Annotated in this window: 17 protein-coding genes; 7 read left to right on the forward strand and 10 right to left on the reverse strand. The window is 60.3% G+C overall.

What is annotated here, in order from left to right; genetic code table 11:
• Genes HKK53_RS20135 through HKK53_RS20145 form a run of 3 tightly spaced genes read left to right on the forward strand, consistent with a single transcriptional unit; the run spans window position 1 to window position 2,599 of the window.
• The gene (locus tag HKK53_RS20135) at window positions 1-1,080 is read left to right on the forward strand and encodes a COX15/CtaA family protein (protein ID WP_123408482.1); all 1,080 of its coding nucleotides are present in this window, start codon (window positions 1-3) and stop codon (window positions 1,078-1,080) included.
• A complete protein-coding gene (gene cyoE, locus HKK53_RS20140; RefSeq protein ID WP_169372275.1) occupies window positions 1,068-1,967 on the forward strand; it encodes a heme o synthase in 900 nt (299 codons plus the stop codon). The genes HKK53_RS20135 and cyoE overlap by 13 nt, the downstream gene beginning before the upstream one ends.
• Window positions 1,964-2,599 carry an SCO family protein gene (locus HKK53_RS20145; protein ID WP_169372276.1) on the forward strand — a complete coding sequence of 212 codons (636 nt, stop codon included), beginning with the start codon at window positions 1,964-1,966 and terminating at the stop codon, window positions 2,597-2,599. The genes cyoE and HKK53_RS20145 overlap by 4 nt, the downstream gene beginning before the upstream one ends.
• Before the next feature lie 114 nt (window positions 2,600-2,713).
• On the opposite strand, the gene HKK53_RS20150 is transcribed toward HKK53_RS20145, so the two are convergent.
• From HKK53_RS20150 to HKK53_RS20160, 3 genes are all read right to left on the reverse strand, one after another.
• Complete coding sequence (locus tag HKK53_RS20150) at window positions 2,714-3,484, reverse strand: MetQ/NlpA family ABC transporter substrate-binding protein (protein ID WP_169372277.1); 771 nt, start codon at window positions 3,482-3,484, stop codon at window positions 2,714-2,716.
• Window positions 3,485-3,561: 77 nt separating this feature from the next.
• Entirely contained in the window at window positions 3,562-4,236 is a 675-nt protein-coding gene (locus HKK53_RS20155) for a methionine ABC transporter permease (protein ID WP_169372278.1), read from the reverse strand.
• A complete protein-coding gene (locus HKK53_RS20160) occupies window positions 4,236-5,243 on the reverse strand; it encodes a methionine ABC transporter ATP-binding protein (protein ID WP_169372279.1) in 1,008 nt (335 codons plus the stop codon). The genes HKK53_RS20155 and HKK53_RS20160 overlap by 1 nt, the downstream gene beginning before the upstream one ends.
• A 264-nt stretch (window positions 5,244-5,507) precedes the next feature.
• On the opposite strand from HKK53_RS20160, the gene katE reads away from it, so the two are divergent.
• Window positions 5,508-7,646, forward strand: coding sequence for a catalase HPII (gene katE / locus HKK53_RS20165; protein WP_169372280.1), 2,139 nt, complete (start codon window positions 5,508-5,510; stop codon window positions 7,644-7,646).
• A gap of 114 nt (window positions 7,647-7,760) precedes the next feature.
• On the opposite strand, the gene HKK53_RS20170 is transcribed toward katE, so the two are convergent.
• From HKK53_RS20170 to zur, 4 genes are read right to left on the reverse strand one after another with little or no spacing between them, the layout of a single operon-like run.
• Window positions 7,761-8,477 (reverse strand): PA5502 family lipoprotein, encoded by a 717-nt coding sequence (locus tag HKK53_RS20170; protein WP_169372281.1) that lies wholly within the window; start codon window positions 8,475-8,477, stop codon window positions 7,761-7,763.
• 37 nt (window positions 8,478-8,514) lie between these two features.
• The gene (gene znuB / locus HKK53_RS20175) at window positions 8,515-9,303 is read right to left on the reverse strand and encodes a zinc ABC transporter permease subunit ZnuB (protein WP_054047998.1); all 789 of its coding nucleotides are present in this window, start codon (window positions 9,301-9,303) and stop codon (window positions 8,515-8,517) included.
• Complete coding sequence (gene znuC, locus HKK53_RS20180; protein ID WP_169372282.1) at window positions 9,296-10,081, reverse strand: zinc ABC transporter ATP-binding protein ZnuC; 786 nt, start codon at window positions 10,079-10,081, stop codon at window positions 9,296-9,298. The genes znuB and znuC overlap by 8 nt, the downstream gene beginning before the upstream one ends.
• The gene (gene zur / locus HKK53_RS20185; RefSeq protein ID WP_169372283.1) at window positions 10,081-10,563 is read right to left on the reverse strand and encodes a zinc uptake transcriptional repressor Zur; all 483 of its coding nucleotides are present in this window, start codon (window positions 10,561-10,563) and stop codon (window positions 10,081-10,083) included. The genes znuC and zur overlap by 1 nt, the downstream gene beginning before the upstream one ends.
• 66 nt (window positions 10,564-10,629) lie before the next feature.
• On the opposite strand from zur, the gene znuA reads away from it, so the two are divergent.
• On the forward strand, window positions 10,630-11,550 hold the full coding sequence (gene znuA, locus HKK53_RS20190; RefSeq protein ID WP_169372284.1) for a zinc ABC transporter substrate-binding protein ZnuA: 921 nt from the start codon (window positions 10,630-10,632) through the stop codon (window positions 11,548-11,550).
• Between the two features lie 114 nt (window positions 11,551-11,664).
• On the opposite strand, the gene HKK53_RS20195 is transcribed toward znuA, so the two are convergent.
• A complete protein-coding gene (locus tag HKK53_RS20195) occupies window positions 11,665-12,615 on the reverse strand; it encodes a homoserine kinase (protein WP_169372285.1) in 951 nt (316 codons plus the stop codon).
• 60 nt (window positions 12,616-12,675) lie between these two features.
• Window positions 12,676-12,966, reverse strand: coding sequence for a DUF2782 domain-containing protein (locus HKK53_RS20200; protein ID WP_169372286.1), 291 nt, complete (start codon window positions 12,964-12,966; stop codon window positions 12,676-12,678).
• Window positions 12,967-13,040: 74 nt separating this feature from the next.
• Here HKK53_RS20200 and polA point away from each other — a divergent pair, with 74 nt between their 5' ends.
• Complete coding sequence (polA, locus tag HKK53_RS20205; RefSeq protein WP_169372287.1) at window positions 13,041-15,815, forward strand: DNA polymerase I; 2,775 nt, start codon at window positions 13,041-13,043, stop codon at window positions 15,813-15,815.
• Window positions 15,816-16,110: 295 nt separating this feature from the next.
• Here polA and yihA read toward each other — a convergent pair whose 3' ends face one another.
• Complete coding sequence (gene yihA, locus HKK53_RS20210) at window positions 16,111-16,752, reverse strand: ribosome biogenesis GTP-binding protein YihA/YsxC (RefSeq protein WP_169372288.1); 642 nt, start codon at window positions 16,750-16,752, stop codon at window positions 16,111-16,113.
• 191 nt (window positions 16,753-16,943) lie between these two features.
• Here yihA and HKK53_RS20215 point away from each other — a divergent pair, with 191 nt between their 5' ends.
• Window positions 16,944-17,234: a c-type cytochrome gene (locus tag HKK53_RS20215; protein ID WP_169372289.1), complete on the forward strand. Its 291-nt coding sequence runs from the start codon at window positions 16,944-16,946 to the stop codon at window positions 17,232-17,234.

Here is a 17,234-nt window from a genome sequence, read left to right on the forward strand (position 1 = left end):
ATGGCCAAACCTGGATTTCGCCTCGCGCTGTTTGCCACCTTGCTGGCACTGATTGTGGTGTTGCTCGGCGCCTATACTCGCCTGACCCACGCTGGCCTCGGCTGCCCGGACTGGCCGGGCTGTTATGGCTTTATCAGCGTGCCGAAAAGCGAAGCCCAACTGGCCCATGCCGAATTGCATTTCCCTGACACACCGGTCGTTGCCCACAAGGGCTGGAACGAGATGATCCACCGCTACTTCGCCGGTACCCTGGGGCTGTTGATCTCGGTGCTGGCCGGTCGCGCCTGGGTGCATCGGCGGCATCCTGGGCAACCGGTGAAGTTGCCGCTGTTTCTATTGGCTGTCGTCTTTGCTCAGGCGGCATTCGGTATGTGGACGGTGACGCTCAAGCTCTGGCCGCAGGTGGTCACCGGGCATTTGCTCGGCGGCTTTGCGACCTTGAGCCTGCTGTTTTTACTGACCTTGCGATTGTCCGGCGTATTGCCGGCGCTGACCGTGCCCAAGCGTTTGCAGTACTGGGCAACCGCAGGCTTGCTCCTTGTGATCCTGCAAATCGCCCTCGGCGGCTGGGTCAGTTCCAACTATGCGGCGGTGGCGTGCATCGACTTCCCGACCTGTCACGGCCAATGGCTGCCACCCGCCGATTTCGCCAACGGCTTTCACCTGACCCAACACATCGGCCCGAACTACCTCGGCGGGCAACTGGACAGCGATGCCCGCACGGCGATTCACCTGACTCACCGCATCGGCGCCTTGTTAGTGACGCTGGTGCTACTGGGCCTGGCCTGGCAATTGAAAGTGGTCGGCATGACCCGCCTCGCGGGCCTGGTGCTGATCGCCCTCGGCGCGCAAATCACCCTCGGCATCAGCAACGTGCTGTTTCACCTGCCGCTCCCCATCGCTGTCGCCCACAACGCTGGCGGTGCGGCGTTGTTGCTGACCATGGTGCTGGTCAATTATCACGCGCGAACCAGTCTGGTTCGGGTCAAGCAACAAGCTCCTGCGCGCTGGCGGTTCAGCCCGCGTAAACATTCAGCCGGGCCCATAACAATAAAAGGAGAAATGCCATGGCGGTTCTGATTGGCGAGCGTCACAGCCAAGCGATCTGGCGCGATTATCTGGAGCTGACCAAGCCCAAAGTGGTGGTGCTGATGCTCATCACGTCCTTGGTCGGCATGTTCCTCGCGACCCGCGCGGGGGTGCCGTGGACGGTGCTGGTGTTCGGCAACCTGGGGATCGCGTTGTGTGCCGGGGGCGCGGCGGCGGTCAATCATGTGGTGGACCGGCGGATCGATGCGGTGATGGCCCGCACGCACAAGCGGCCACTGGCTGAAGGCCGGGTGTCACCGAGGGCGGCGCTGACCTTTGCTCTGGTGCTCGCCGTATTGGGCCAAGCCGTGTTGCTGGCCTTCACCAACCCGCTGACGGCGTGGCTGACCCTCGCCTCCCTGCTCGGTTACGCCGTGGTCTACACCGGTTTCCTCAAACGTGCGACGCCGCAGAACATCGTCATTGGCGGCCTCGCCGGCGCCGCGCCGCCGCTGCTCGGCTGGGTCGCGGCTACCGGTCACGTCAGCGCCGAACCGTTGCTGCTGGTGCTGATCATCTTCGCCTGGACCCCGCCGCACTTCTGGGCCCTGGCCATTCACCGCAAAGAGGAATACGCCAAGGCTGACATCCCGATGCTGCCGGTGACCCATGGCGAGCACTACACCAAAATCCACATCCTGCTTTACACCTTCGCGCTGCTGGCGGTCAGCCTGATGCCTTATGTGATCCACATGAGCGGCGTGCTCTACCTGGTTTGTGCCCTGGGACTGGGCGCGAGGTTTCTGCAATGGGCCGTGGTGCTGTACCGTGGCACTCGGCCGCACGCGGCGATCAACACGTTCAAGTACTCTATCTGGTACTTGTTCCTGCTGTTTATCGCCCTGCTCGTAGACCACTACTTACTGTTGAACCTATGACTCGAACTCAGAAAACCGTCTTCATCCTCGTCGCCCTGATCGCGCTGGTTCTGGGCCTGACCGTCAACAAGGTGCTGTCCGGCAAAGGCCAGGGCGACCCGACGGCACTGATCGACGCCGGGATTATCCTGCTGCCGCAAAGCCGCAATCTGCCAGACGTGACCATGACCGACGTGGACGGTAAACCGGTGGCGGTCAACGAGCTGAAAGGCAAGTGGAGCCTGCTGTTCTTCGGCTACACCTTCTGCCCGGACATCTGCCCGACCACCCTCGCCCAACTGCGCCAGATCAAGAGCGAACTGCCACCGGAAGCGGTGGCCAAGTTGCAGATCATCCTGGTCAGCGTCGACCCGAACCGCGACACGCCCAAGCAGCTCAAGCAATACCTGGGCTACTTCGATCCGCAGTTTCAGGGCCTGACCGCGTCGAGCGTGGATGACATCCAGAAACTGGCCAACGCCGTGAGCATTCCGTTTATCCCCGCGGACACCAGCAAGCCTAACTACACCGTTGATCACAGCGGCAACCTCGCGGTGATCGGGCCGGATGGCACGCAGCGCGGGTTTATTCGTGCGCCGCTGAACAACACGAAACTGGTGGCGCAGTTGCCGGTGATGCTCAAGCGCCAGTAATCAAGCAGGCAAAAAAAACCGCAGCTCAAGGCTGCGGTTTTTTTGTACCTGATCGTTCCCACGCTCTGCGTGGGAACGATCGGCGTGAGCGGTATGATCGTGTAGCGGGTCAGATCAGAACGCCGGCAATACCGCGCCTTTGTACTTCTCGAGAATGAACGCTTTCACTTCCGGGCTGTGCAGCGCAGCAACCAGTTTCTTCATCGCGTCGCTGTCCTTGTCGTCCGGACGGGCGACCAGGATGTTCACGTACGGCGAGTCGTTGCCTTCAATCACCAGCGCATCCTTGGACGGATCGAGCTTGGCTTCCAGCGCGTAGTTGGTGTTGATCAGCGCCAGATCGACCTGGGTCAACACACGCGGGATGGTCGCGGCTTCCAGTTCGCGGAATTTCAGGTCTTTGGTGTTTTCGGTGATGTCCTTGATGGTCGAGAGGATGTTGTTCGGTTCCTTCAACTTGATCAGGCCAGCCTTCGCCAGCAGCAACAGCGCACGGCCGCCGTTGGTGGCGTCGTTCGGGATTACCACGTTGGCGCCGCCAGGCAGTTCAGTCAGCGCCTTGTACTTGCTGGAGTAAGCGCCCAGCGGTTCCAGGTGCACACCGGCAACGGCTACCAGGTTGGTGCCCTTGGCCTTGTTGAACTCATCCAGGTACGGCTGGTGCTGGAAGAAGTTGGCGTCCAGGCGTTTCTCGGCAACTTGCACGTTCGGCTGGATGTAATCGGTGAAGACCTTGATCCTCAGGTCCACGCCTTCTTTGGCCAGGGCCGGTTTAACGAACTCCAGAATCTCCGCATGCGGGACTGGGGTTGCGGCAACGGTCAGTTCATCGGCCTGGGCGGAAAACGCTGCGACTGCAGCCAATGCAACGAGTAGTTTTTTCATTCAGCTAACTCCTTGTGAGGCGCCCGTGTGGCGCCTGCCAGCGAATGGCCGGCTCATGTCTTGGTTACGTGAACCATTTATTTTCTGGAAAAGTGTACGACCAGTTTGTCGCCAACCATCTGCAGGACCTGCACCAGCACCAGCAACAGCACCACGGTGACGATCATCACATCGGTCTGGAAACGCTGGTAGCCGAAACGGATTGCCAGGTCACCCAGACCACCGGCACCGACCACACCGGCCATCGCCGTGTAGGACACCAGTGTAATCGCCGTCACCGTAATCGCCGCGAAGATGCCCGGGCGGGCTTCCGGCAGCAAGGCATTGGTGATGATCTGGCGGGTCGTCGCGCCCATGGCCTGGGTCGCTTCGATGATGCCGCGATCGACTTCACGCAGGGCGGTTTCCACCAGACGGCCGAAGAACGGCGTGGCGCCTACCACCAGCGGTGGGATTGCACCCGCGACGCCGAGCGAAGTGCCGGTGATCAGCACCGTGAACGGGATCATCACGATCAGCAGAATGATGAACGGCAGCGAACGCAGGATGTTCACCACCAGCGACAGCACGGCGTAGACGCCCCGGGATTCCAGCAACTGACGCGGGCTGCACAGGAACAACAACACGCCCAGCGGCAGGCCCAGCAAAATGGTGAACAACAGCGATCCGCCGAGCATCAACAGCGTGTCACCGGTAGCGAGCCAGATTTCGAACCAGTCGATATTGGCGAAGAAACTCATCAAGGCTTCCATCAGCGCAGCACCTCCATGTGGACGTCAGCCGCGGTGAAGAGGGCGAACGCCGCCTCCATGTCGCCGCCGGTGACGGCCAGGGTCAGTTGCCCGTAAGGGACGTCTTTGATGCGGTCGATACGACCAGCGAGGATGCTGTAGTCCACACCGGTTTCCCGAGCGACGGTACCCAGCAACGGCGCGTAGGTCGCTTCGCCCTGGAAGGTCAGACGCACGATACGGCCCGGCACGTGAGCGAAGTCGTCGCGCTGTTCGCTTTCGTCGATCTGCTCGCTTTCCTGCACGAAGCGCTTGGTGGTCGGGTGCTTGGGATGCAGGAATACATCGGCGACCGAACCTTGCTCGACGATCACGCCGGCATCCATCACCGCCACCTGGTCGCAGACCCGACGAATCACGTCCATCTCGTGGGTGATCAGGACGATGGTCAGTTTCAGCTCACGGTTGATCTCGGCCAGCAATTGCAGGACCGACGCGGTGGTCTGCGGGTCCAGGGCGCTGGTGGCTTCGTCGCACAGCAGGATTTTCGGCTTGGTCGCCAGGGCGCGGGCGATGCCGACGCGCTGCTTCTGGCCACCGGACAACTGCGCCGGGTATTTCTTGGCGTGGTCGGACAGGCCGACACGCTTGAGCAACTCGGCCACACGCCGGTCGATATCGCTGCGGGACAGTTCACCGGCCAGGGTCAGCGGCAACGCGACGTTGTCGGCTACGGTCTTGGACGCCAAAAGGTTGAAGTGCTGGAAAATCATCCCGACTTGCTGGCGAAAGCGCCGCAGGCTATTGGGATCGAGCGCGGTGACTTCTTCGCCATCGACGAAAATCTTGCCGCCGCTGGACTCTTCCAGGCGATTGATCAGACGTAGCAGGGTACTTTTTCCCGCGCCGGAATGACCGATCAGACCGAAGACCTGACCGTTATCAATCGTCAGACTGGTCGGATGCAGGGCGGGAATATCCTTACCGGCGACGCGGTAAGTCTTGTGGACGTTTTGAAACTCGATCACGTAGCGAACCTTGTGGGGCGCGTTGGAATGGGATCAGCGGTTAGCCGGGCGCGCATTTTAGCCTGTCCGTATAGAGGTTATTAGCATTTATTCGGCATTCAACCTTTCATTTGGCAATAACGCGATCAAAGGTCATAAAAAAGGAACGGCAAAAAATCCCATCAGTCACTAATAAGGCAACTCGAAAACACCCCCGGTGCCGTGCCAGGGGAATGCATAAGCGTCCTGGCTAAGGCAGGAATCGCCACGAGGAGTTTACGACTGATGAGTACTAAAAAGCCTGCCGCACCTAAAAGCGCACTGGCCGGGACCGATACCCTGGACCGCGGCAACACCAACGCCAAGCTCGACAGCCTGGAGAAGTTTCGCTCCGACGCCACCGAACAGGCCCTGCGCACCAACCAGGGCGTGAAAGTCTCGGATAACCAGAACACCTTGAAAGTGGGTGCTCGCGGGCCGTCGCTGCTGGAAGACTTCATCATGCGTGAAAAAATCACGCACTTTGACCATGAGCGCATCCCGGAGCGCATCGTCCACGCCCGTGGCACCGGCGCCCATGGTTTCTTCCAGACCTACGAAAATCATTCGGTACTGACCAAGGCCGGATTCCTACAAGACCCAGGGCAGAAAACCCCGGTTTTCGTGCGCTTTTCCACGGTACAAGGCCCGCGCGGGTCAGGCGATACCGTGCGCGACGTACGAGGTTTTGCCGTGAAGTTTTTCACCGACGAAGGCAACTTCGACCTGGTGGGCAACAACATGCCGGTGTTCTTCATTCAGGACGCGATCAAGTTTCCCGACTTCGTCCACGCGGTCAAACCCGAGCCGCACAACGACATTCCTACCGGTGGTTCGGCCCATGACACGTTCTGGGACTTCGTTTCGCTGCAACCCGAATCGGCGCACATGGTCATTTGGGCGATGTCCGACCGGGCGATCCCGAAAAGCCTGCGCAGCATGCAGGGCTTCGGCGTGCATACGTTCCGCCTGGTGAATGCCGAGGGCAAATCGCGCTTCGTCAAATTCCACTGGCGCCCTACCGCCGGTACTTGCTCGCTGGTGTGGGATGAGGCGCAGAAGCTCGCCGGCAAAGATACTGACTACCACCGTCGCGATCTCTGGGAGTCGATCGAGATCGGGGACTACCCGGAATGGGAATTGGGCGTACAGATCGTCGAGGAAGAAAACGAGCACGACTTCGATTTCGACCTGCTGGATCCGACCAAGATCATTCCCGAGGAAATCGTTCCGATCACGCCGTTAGGCAAAATGACCCTCAACCGCAACCCGGACAATTTCTTCGCCGAAACCGAACAGGTTGCGTTCTGCCCCGGGCATATCGTGCCGGGGATCGATTTCTCCAACGATCCGCTGCTGCAAGGTCGGCTGTTTTCCTACACCGATACGCAGATCAGCCGACTCGGTGGGCCGAACTTTCATGAGATCCCGATCAATCGTCCGGTTGCGCCGTTCCACAACGGCCAGCGCGATGGCTTGCACCGCATGACCATCGATAAGGGCCGCGCGTCCTACGAGCCGAATTCGATTGACGGTGGCTGGCCGAAAGAAACCCCTCCGGCCGCGCAGGACGGCGGTTTCGAGACGTATCCGGAACGCATTGACGCGAACAAGATTCGTCAGCGCAGTGAGTCGTTCGGTGATCACTTTTCCCAGGCTCGCTTGTTCTTCCACAGCATGAGCAAGCATGAGCAGGAACACATCATCTCGGCCTACAGCTTTGAGCTGGGCAAGGTTGATCGGTTGTGGATTCGTGAACGTCAGGTCAACGAGATCCTGGCCAATATCGACCTGGAATTGGCCAAGCGTGTGGCGCAGAACCTTGGTCTTCCGGCACCTAAGGCCGGCACGGTGGACGTGCCGAAAATCTCGCTGGATCGCTCGCCAGCCCTGAGCCAGGCCAACTTGCTGCCAGAGAACATCAAAACGCGGAAAGTCGCGATCCTTGCGGCCAACGGCGTCGATGGTGCAGCGATTGACGCAATGAAGAAGGCATTGGCCGCAGAGGGGGCTCATGCGAAACTGCTTGGCCCGACGTCCGCACCGGTGACCACCGCCGATGGTAAATCGTTGCCGGTGGATGCGTCGATGGAAGGGTTGCCGTCCGTGGCCTTCGACGCGGTGTTCGTGCCGGGTGGCGCGGCGTCGATCAAGGCGTTGAGCACCGATGGCGTGGCGCTGCATTACTTGCTCGAGGCGTACAAGCACTTGAAGGCAATTGCGCTGCATGGCGAGGCCAAGCAGTTGCTGGATGTGTTGAAGCTGGAAGTGGATGCGGGACTGGTGGTTGGCGCGGATGCGAAGTTGATCAAGCCATTCTTCGCGGCGATCGGCCAGCACCGGGTTTGGGATCGGGAGCCTAAGGCCAAGGCGATTCCGGCCTAAAGAGATGCATTGCGAGTGAGAACGCCTTCGCGGGCAAGCCTCGCTCCTACAGGGTTCGTGTGGTGTTCTGAATGACACGAAACCTGTAGGAGCGAGGCTTGCCCGCGAAGCTTTTCAGGGCTTACGCGGACTCAAAACCATCTGCGCCGGAATATTGCGCAAGATCTGCTTTTCAATCTTCAATTCGAACTCGGAATCCAGCTTCTTCACTCGCTTGGTCAGCAGCGTTGCCAACCAAGGGTAATCCTGGGTGCGCGGCGCCTGAATGCTCACGGCACATTCATAATTCACCACGTCAGCGGCGATCGCATCCAGTTGGCGGCGAAGTTTGCCCATATCGGTGAGATTCAACGCAACCGTCGTGCTTTCAGCCGTCGGATCGATCACTTTCGCTTTCGGCTTGGCCTCCGCCGCCATGAGCGCCGCTTCGGCCCTGTCCAGCTCGGCCTTGCGTGCATTGACGATGGCATTGTTCACGCCGCCGGTCAGCGCCGGGGCCTTGGGCATCAACGCCCGGGCACGGCTCAGGGCCGTCGCGGCAGCGTTGACGTCACCTTTTTGCAGGACGATCTGGCTACGTTGCAGATAGGCTTCGGCCAGTTGCCGTTGGTATTGCACAAGGCTTGGGTCGTCGGGCGATTGAGCCTGCAAGGTAGCCAGCTGATCTTCGGCGGTAGCCAGTTCGCTGCTGGCCAGGTTTTGTTCCAGCTGTGCGATGGCCGCGGCCCGTCCATCGGGGACCTCGGGGGCCGTCGGTGGCGTGCTTTGGCAAGCGCCCAGTAGCAGAGAAAATGCGACAAGGAGCAGATAACGGGAGGCGAACGGCTTCATTCCTGCGACTCTCTATTTGCGCAAAAAACGAGCAAGTCTACACCCCTCGACGGGGCAGGACAAAACTCAGCAGAAACAGCGCGGCGGCCGTCACCACAATCGATGGGCCCGCCGGGGTGTCCTTGAACCACGACAACGCCAAGCCGCCACACACCGCGAGCATGCCCAGCAGGCTCGCGCCCAGTGCCATTTGCTCCGGCGAGCGGGCGTGACGTTGTGCCGCAGCCGCCGGGATGATCAACAGTGACGTAATCAGCAATACACCGACGATTTTCATCGCCACGGCAATCACGACGGCGATCAGCAACATCAACGTCAGGCGCAATGCCGCTACCGGCAAACCTTCCACCGTGGCCAATTCTTCGTGCACGGTGATTGCCAGCAATGGCCGCCACAACGTCACCAGCAACGCCAGTACCGCCGCGCTACCGCCGAGGATCCAGGCCAGGTCGGTCGGACTGATCGCCAGCAGATCGCCGAACAGATAGGCCATCAGGTCGATCCGTACTTCGTGCATGAAGCTTAGTACCACCAGGCCCAACGAGAGCGTGCTCGGTGCGAGAATTCCCAAAAGGGTATCGGACGCCAGCGGTTGGCGCTGTTGCAAAGTCACCAGCAACACCGCCAGAAGCAGGCAACCAACGGTGACGGCCACTGTAGGGCTGACATCCAGCAGGAAGCCCAGCGCCACGCCGAGCAACGCCGCGTGGGACAGGGTGTCGCCAAAATAAGCCATGCGGCGCCAGACCACGAATGAACCCAGCGGGCCCGCGACCAAGGCCAGGGCCAGACCTGCAAGCAGGGCGTAGAGCAGAAAATCAGCCATGCTTGCAGCTATCTCCATGAACGTGAGGTTGGGCCGACGGGGCCGCGCTGACCACCGCGCCATGCAGGTCATGGGCGTGGTCGTGATGGTGGTGATAAATCGCCAGGCTTTGGGCGTTCTTGCCGAACAGCTCGACGAAAGCAGGATCGCCACTGACATGTTCCGGATGCCCGGAGCAGCAGACATGGCGATTCAGGCACACCACCTGGTCGGTGGTGCTCATCACCAGGTGCAAATCGTGGGAAACCATCAACACGCCGCAACCGTGACGGTCCCGCAGGCGGGTGATCAGACTGTACAGCTCGGCCTGACCGGCTACGTCGACGCCTTGCACCGGCTCATCGAGCACCAACAATTCAGGCTCGCGTAACAACGCCCGGGCCAGCAGCACGCGTTGCATTTCGCCACCGGAAACACTTTGCACCGGGCTGTCGATCACCTGTTCGGCGCCGACTTCCTTGAGTGCCGCCAACGCCCGCGCACGGTCCACACCGGGCACCAGGCGCAAGAAGCGCAGCACTGACAGCGGCAGGGTCGGATCGACGTGAAGTTTTTGCGGCATGTAGCCAACGCGCAATTTCGGCTTGCGCCAGACGCTACCGCTGTCCGGCTTCAACAGGCCGAGCACGGCGCGCACCAACGTGGTTTTACCCGCGCCATTAGGGCCGATCAGGGTGACGATCTGCCCCGGTTCGACACTCAGATCGATATTTTCCAGCACGTTTTGCCCGGCAAACGTGACGGCGACCTGTTCGAGACGGATCAACGCATTGCTCATCAAGCCCCCTGGCAACCCGAGCAAAGACCAATCACTTCAACGGTCTGGGCTTCGACGATAAAGCCGACGTCTTTAGCGCTGCTGACAATCGCGTCGCTGATGGATTTCTGCTCAAGCTCGATGGCGGCGTGGCATTCGCGGCAAATCAGGAACTGGCCCTGGTGCGCATGTCCCGGATGATTGCAGCCAACGAAGGCGTTCAGCGAGGAGATGCGGTGCACGAGGCCGTTTTCCAGGAGGAAATCCAGCGCGCGGTACACGGTCGGCGGCGCGGCGCGGCGACCGTCCTGCTCGCTGAGCACCGCCAGGATGTCGTAGGCACCCAGCGGCTTATGGCTTTGCCACACCAGTTCCAGCACCCGCCGACGCAGGGCGGTCAGGCGCAAGCCTTGACGCGCACACAGGGTATCGGCCTCGGACAATGCGCTATGGACGCAATGAGAGTGGTCGTGGGGACGGCTGGCAATCGGTGTTTTAGGCATGAGCGGCGACGCATTTTGTGAGAGACGTTATTATGTTACCCGTTCTCGCCTCTTCGAGTGGTCATCGTGTCCCGACTTTTTTCTATCTTCATCGCATTTTTCGCCAGTTTCCTGCTGATCGGTTCGGCCCAGGCCGAAGTCAAAGTGCTGACCAGTATCAAGCCGCTACAGCTGATCGCCGCAGCGGTGCAGGACGGTGTAGCGATTCCGGAAGTGTTGCTGCCACCGGGTGCATCGCCGCATAACTATGCATTGCGCCCTTCCGACGTACGGAAGGTGCAGTCGGTGGATCTGGTGTACTGGATTGGTCCGGATATGGAAGGTTTCCTGCCCCGCGTGCTGAAAGGTCGCACATTGCCGACCGTGGCCGTGCAGGATTTGCCTGACCTGAAACTGCGCCATTTCGCCGAAGATAGTCAGTCGCACGCCGAAGATGCCGACGAACATGACCACGATCACCGTCCAGGCACCCTGGACGCGCATTTGTGGTTGTCGCCGGTCAATGCTCGGGTGATCGCCACGAAAATGGCCGCTGACCTGAGTGCTGCCGATCCCGCCAACGCGGCGCGCTATCAGAGCAACCTCAAGGCCTTCGATGAACGTCTGGATGCTTTGGATTTGCGGTTGAAGGCTCGGCTGGCAGGCATTGCCGGTAAGCCGTACTTCGTGTTCCACGAAGCGTTCGACTACTTCGAAGATGCCTACGGTCTCAAGCACACCGGTGTATTCAGCGTCGCCGCCGAAGTGCAGCCGGGTGCACAGCATGTCGCGGCGATGCGCACGCGTTTGCAGGAAGTGGGCAAGACCTGCGTGTTCAGCGAGCCGCCGTTGCGCCCGCGGCTGGCGGAAACCCTGGTGGCCGGTCTGCCGGTGAAACTGGCGGAACTGGATGCGTTGGGCGGCTATACCCCGGCGACCGCTCAGGGGTATGCGCAGGTGCTGGAGAAGTTGGGGAATGATTTGGCGGGGTGTCTGGAGTCGTTGTAACCGGACATTTGAGGCGGCCCATTCGCGGGCAAGCCTCGCTCCTACGGATTTTTGTCGTTCAAAACGTCGCGAACGACCCATATCCTGTAGGAGCGAGGCTTGCCCGCGAAGCTTTTAAAGGGCGAAAGGCAACGGTGTGCTGACCTTCTGCCGCTGCGCCAAGCGCTGCTGAAACTCCATCGGATCGTGAATCAACACGTCCTGCCCGGCGAACGATTCCGCGGCAATCAATCGCGACAGCCAGAATCGCACGCACGCCACGCGCAGCATGGTCGGCCACAACTCGGCCTCCGCCGCCGTGAATGGCCGCAGTGCCGCATAAGCACCCAACAAGGCGCGGGCACGCGGCCCGTCGATCACACCTTGCTCGTCCGAGCACCAGTCATTCAAGGCAATTGCCACGTCGTACAACATCGGTCCGGAACAGGCGTTGTAGAAGTCGATCAGCCCGGTCAGGTGCGTGCCTTCGAACATCGCGTTATCGCGGAACAGGTCGGCGTGGATGTTGGCCCGCGGCAGCGCCAGAATTTTGGTTTTCTGCTGAGTGATTTCGTCCAATGCCCGCTGCAGCAGATCGCTCTGCTCGGCGTTCAAATGCGAGAGCAACTGCGTGCCCTCCTCCTGCATCCAGTCCAGACCACGATCGGTCTTGCGCTTTATCATGTTGGCCTGAGTCGCCAGATGCAGGTGGCCGAGCAGCTCGCCGACCTGAGAGCAATGCTGGGCGTTGGCTTCCTTGATGTGCTTGCCGGCCAGGCGCGGTTGCAGCAGCGCCGGTTTGCCGGCCAGTTCACGTAAAGCCACGCCGTCAATGGTGCGCAGCGCGTAGGGCACCGGCAGGTCGGCGTCGTGCAACACGTCGAGCAGTTCGATGAAGAACGGCATTTCCTGAACCGGGCCGCGTTCAACCAGGGTCAGGACAAACTCGCCCTGCTCCAGGCTGATAAAGAAATTGGTGTTTTCACTACCGGCGGCAATCCCCTGGAAATCGAGCAGGCGGCCGAGCCCGTATGGGGCGAGAAAGGTTTCCAGCTCGGGCCGAGCCAGGGGGGTGAACACAGACATGGTTAAAAACTGCTCAGTTCGGGCGCCGCGATTGAGCCGGCGCCGATTAAAGTTAAGAAACTACTTCCACTCAAAGATCTTCCACGACGGAATCAGCATATCCGGCTGATCGGAGCGGATGAAGTTTGCATCGGTCCCGTCCGCGCGCACCAGAAAATACGGTGGTGCGCCCTTGGGCGTGACCTTGATCGCATACAGGAAACCGTTTTGCCGGTACTCCTGAATGACCTTGTCCCCTTCCGTGCGGATCGTGACTTCCGGCTCCGGCGTCGGCGCATCGTCCGCCGCCATGACGGCCAATGGAGCGGTTGCAAACAACCCAGCCAGCAACAGGCGATTTAGTGTGCGCATGATAACCTTGTCCCTTTGTCGTCAACGGTCCCGCTATTCTAGCGCCGGACCCGCCGAAAAGGTTGATCCTGCTCATGAGCCAAGCCCCCCTCGTCCTGGTGGACGGTTCTTCTTACCTGTACCGCGCCTTTCACGCGCTGCCACCACTGACCACTTCCAAAGGCCTGCCGACCGGCGCGGTCAAGGGTGTGTTGAACATGCTCAAGAGTCTGCGCAAGCAGTACCCGGAGAGCCCGTTCGCCGTGGTGTTCGACGCCAAGGGCGGGACGTTCCGTGACGAAATGTTCGCCGAGTACAAGGCCAATCGCCCAAGCATGCCCGACGACATGCGCGTGCAGATCGAGCCGCTGCACCAGAGCGTGATCGCCCTCGGCTTCCCGTTGCTGTGCGTCGAAGGCGTCGAGGCCGATGACGTGATCGGCACCCTGGCCCGCAGCAGCGCGGCCGCCGACCGCCCGGTGGTGATCTCCACTGGCGACAAGGACATGGCGCAACTGGTCGACGGGCACATTACCTTGGTCAATACCATGACCGGTAGCAGCATGGACGTGGAGGGCGTGAAGGAGAAATTCGGCGTCGCTCCCGAGCAGATCATCGATTACCTGGCGCTGATGGGCGATTCGTCCGACAACATCCCGGGCGTTCCAGGCATCGGCCCGAAAACCGCGTCCGGTTTGTTGGTCGGCGTAAACGGCGGCCTGACCGAGCTGTACGCGCAACTCGACATCGTGCCGACCCTGCCGATTCGCGGTGCCAAGACCCTGCCGGCCAAGCTCGAAGAGCACAAGGAGATGGCGTTCCTCTCCTATCGCCTGGCAACCATCAAGATCGACGTGCCGCTGGACATCGGCCTCGACGACCTGCAAATGGGCCAGCCGGACCACGACAAACTCGCCGAGCTCTACACCTTGCTCGAATTCAAGAGCTGGTTCGAAGACAACCAGCGCGATGCCAAGCGTTCCGGCCAGGAAGTGGTTGCGCCAGTGGCTGAAGAAGAGGTCGCTGCTGCGGCTGAACTCAAGTACACGACGATCCTCACCCAGGCCGATTTCGATCTGTGGTTGAAGAAGTTGAACGACGCCAAACTGATCGCCTTCGATACCGAAACCACCGGCATTGACGCGCAGCGGGCGCAACTTGTGGGCCTGTCCTTCGCCGTGCAAGCCAACGAAGCGGCCTACATCCCGCTGACCCACTCCTACATGGGCGCGCCGGAGCAGCTGGATCGCGACACCGTTCTGCGCGCGCTGAAACCGATCCTCGAAGACCCGAGCAAGCTCAAGGTCGGCCAGCACGCCAAGTTCGACATGAACATCCTGGCCAACTGCGCCATCGGTGGCGACCAGAACTGCGGCATCACGGTGCAAGGCATCGCCTTCGACACCATGCTCGAATCCTATGTGCTCGATTCCACCGCGACCCGCCACGACATGGACAGCCTGGCGCTCAAGTACCTGAATCACACCACCACCGGTTTTACCGACATCGCCGGCAAGGGTGCCAAGCAGCTGACGTTCGATCAGATTGCCCTGGAACTGGCCGGGCCTTACGCCGCCGAAGACGCCGACGTGACCCTGCGCCTGCACCAAACCTTGCAGGCCAAGCTCAATGCGATTCCGAGCCTGAGCAAGGTCTTGAGCGAGATCGAAATGCCGCTGGTGCCGGTGTTGGCACGGATCGAACGCCAGGGCGCACTGGTTGACGCTGCCCTGCTGGGCATCCAGAGCATTGAGTTGGGCACGAAAATGGTCGAGCTGGAGCGTGAGGCGTACGCCATCGCCGGCGAAGAATTCAACCTCGGGTCGCCGAAGCAATTGGGCGCGATCCTGTACGAAAAGCTCGGCCTGCCGATCCTCAGCAAAACCGCCAAGGGCCAGGCCTCGACCGCCGAAGCCGTGCTGGCGGAACTGGCCGAGCAGGATTTCCCGCTGCCCAAGGTGCTGATGCAATACCGCTCGATGAGCAAACTGAAAAGCACCTACACCGACCGCCTGCCGGAGCAGATCAACCCGCGCACCGGGCGGATACACACCTCTTATCATCAGGCTGTCGCGGCTACCGGTCGTTTGTCCTCCAGCGATCCAAACCTGCAGAACATCCCGATCCGCACCGCGGAAGGCCGGCGGATTCGTCAGGCATTCGTCGCGCCAAAAGGCTACAAACTGCTGGCGGCGGATTACTCGCAGATCGAACTGCGGATCATGGCCCACCTGGCCAAGGACGAAGGGTTGCTGCACGCCTTCCGCAACGACCTGGACGTGCACAAGGCCACGGCGGCGGAAGTCTTCGGGGTTGAATTGGCAGAGGTCACCACCGATCAGCGACGCAGCGCCAAGGCGATCAACTTCGGCCTGATCTACGGCATGAGCGCGTTTGGCCTGGCCAAGCAGATCGGCGTCGATCGCAAGCAATCCCAGGCGTACATCGATCGCTACTTCGCCCGCTACCCTGGCGTTCTCCAGTACATGGAACGCACCCGAACCCAGGCTGCCGAACAAGGCTTCGTCGAAACCATCTTCGGTCGTCGCCTGTACCTGCCGGAGATCAACGCGAAGAATCCGGCACTGCGCAAAGGCGCCGAGCGCACGGCGATCAACGCCCCGATGCAAGGCACTGCGGCCGACATCATCAAGAAAGCCATGGTGGCAGTGGATAACTGGCTGACGTCGTCAGGCCTGGACGCCAAAGTCATCCTGCAGGTACACGATGAATTGGTGCTTGAGGTGCGTGAGGACCTGGTCGACCAGGTGCGTGAAGAAATTCGCGCGCACATGAGCAACGCCGTGAAGCTCGATGTGCCGCTTCTGGTCGAAGTTGGCGTAGGCAATAACTGGGACGAGGCGCACTAAGCCGTCGGTAGAGGGCTTTCTGCCGCGGCATAGTGCCGCGGCAGACAGGGCTCGAGGGGCGCTTAGTTCGAAAAATGCGTCGGGTTATTCCAAAGGCATTTGAAAAATTTCTGAACTAATCTCGTGAATCGCCACTCAGAGTTACTGAATGGCTGGTGAAGCCCTTCGATGCTCCTATGTTGTGTTAAGTGTTGGCAGATAAATCTGGACCCCGCCCTAGCGGTCCGGAGCTTGAACCCCGGAACTTCCCCCTCCCCATAAGAAGTCCGGGGTTTTTTTTGCCTGCAGGAAAGCCTTACTCGGCAATCTCAGTGCCCTTGTCCGCCAATTCCATCCAACCTGCCAATACAGTGTAGGCGTCTTCCAGGCCCAGGCGTTTTGGCGCCGAGAACAACTGGATGCTGATCGCGTCACCCCAACCCTTGCGAATGTCGGCCTGAACCTTGAGCAGGACGTTTTTCGCTGCGCCGTAGGTCAACTTGTCGGCTTTGGTCAGCAAAATGTGCATCGGCATGCCGCTGGCGACTGCCCAATCGAGCATCAGCAAGTCGAAGTCGGTCATTGGATGACGGATGTCCATCATCAGGATCAGACCTTTCAAACTCTCGCGACCGCCCAGATAAGCTTCCAGGTGACGCTGCCAGTGCAGCTTCAACGGGATAGGTACTTTTGCGTAACCGTAGCCCGGAAGGTCGACCAGACGCCGATCATCGTCTAGCTTGAAGAAGTTCAACAACTGCGTGCGACCCGGCGTTTTCGAGGTCCGCGCCAGGCTGGCGTGAGTCAGGGTGTTCAGCGCGCTGGATTTACCGGCGTTGGAACGCCCGGCGAAGGCTACTTCAAAGCCCTCGTCGTCCGGACATTGGTCGACTTTGGCAGCGCTGAGCATGAAGGTGGACTGTTGGCACAGGCCGAGGATGGGGTTCTTGAGTTGCATGGGATTTCCGATGTGGGCGGCGCCGGGAATGGACGCGGCGAGCAGTGTCGTTTCCGTTTCAGTGGCGCCAGTATATAATGCCGCAGATTTTGTGTGCGCTTTGTCCCAGCGTAGGATGAAGTTCACGAGAGCGAAAGACCTTGATTGCGCACTAGAACGCAGAACGCTCTCTACCCTGAAAAGGTCGTTTTATGACGAAATGGCTGCTAGCTGCCGGTGTCTTGATGCCGCTTTACAGCGCTCAGGCTACACAGGATCCGGAAGCTGTGTACAACCGTGTTTGTGGTGCCTGTCATTCCGGCCAACTACCTTCGGCGCCTCAGAAGGGCGATCAGGAAGCTTGGACGCCGAGGTTGGCGAAAGGTATGGAGACGCTGGTGCAACACGTAACCCAGGGTTTCAAGGCGATGCCGCCGCGTGGTTTGTGCATGGACTGCAGTGCCGAGGATTACCAAGCCATCATCCACTGGATGAGCGAGTAA

This window comes from Pseudomonas sp. ADAK7 (genome assembly GCF_012935675.1).
In the GTDB taxonomy this organism is placed as follows: Bacteria; Pseudomonadota; Gammaproteobacteria; order Pseudomonadales; family Pseudomonadaceae; genus Aquipseudomonas.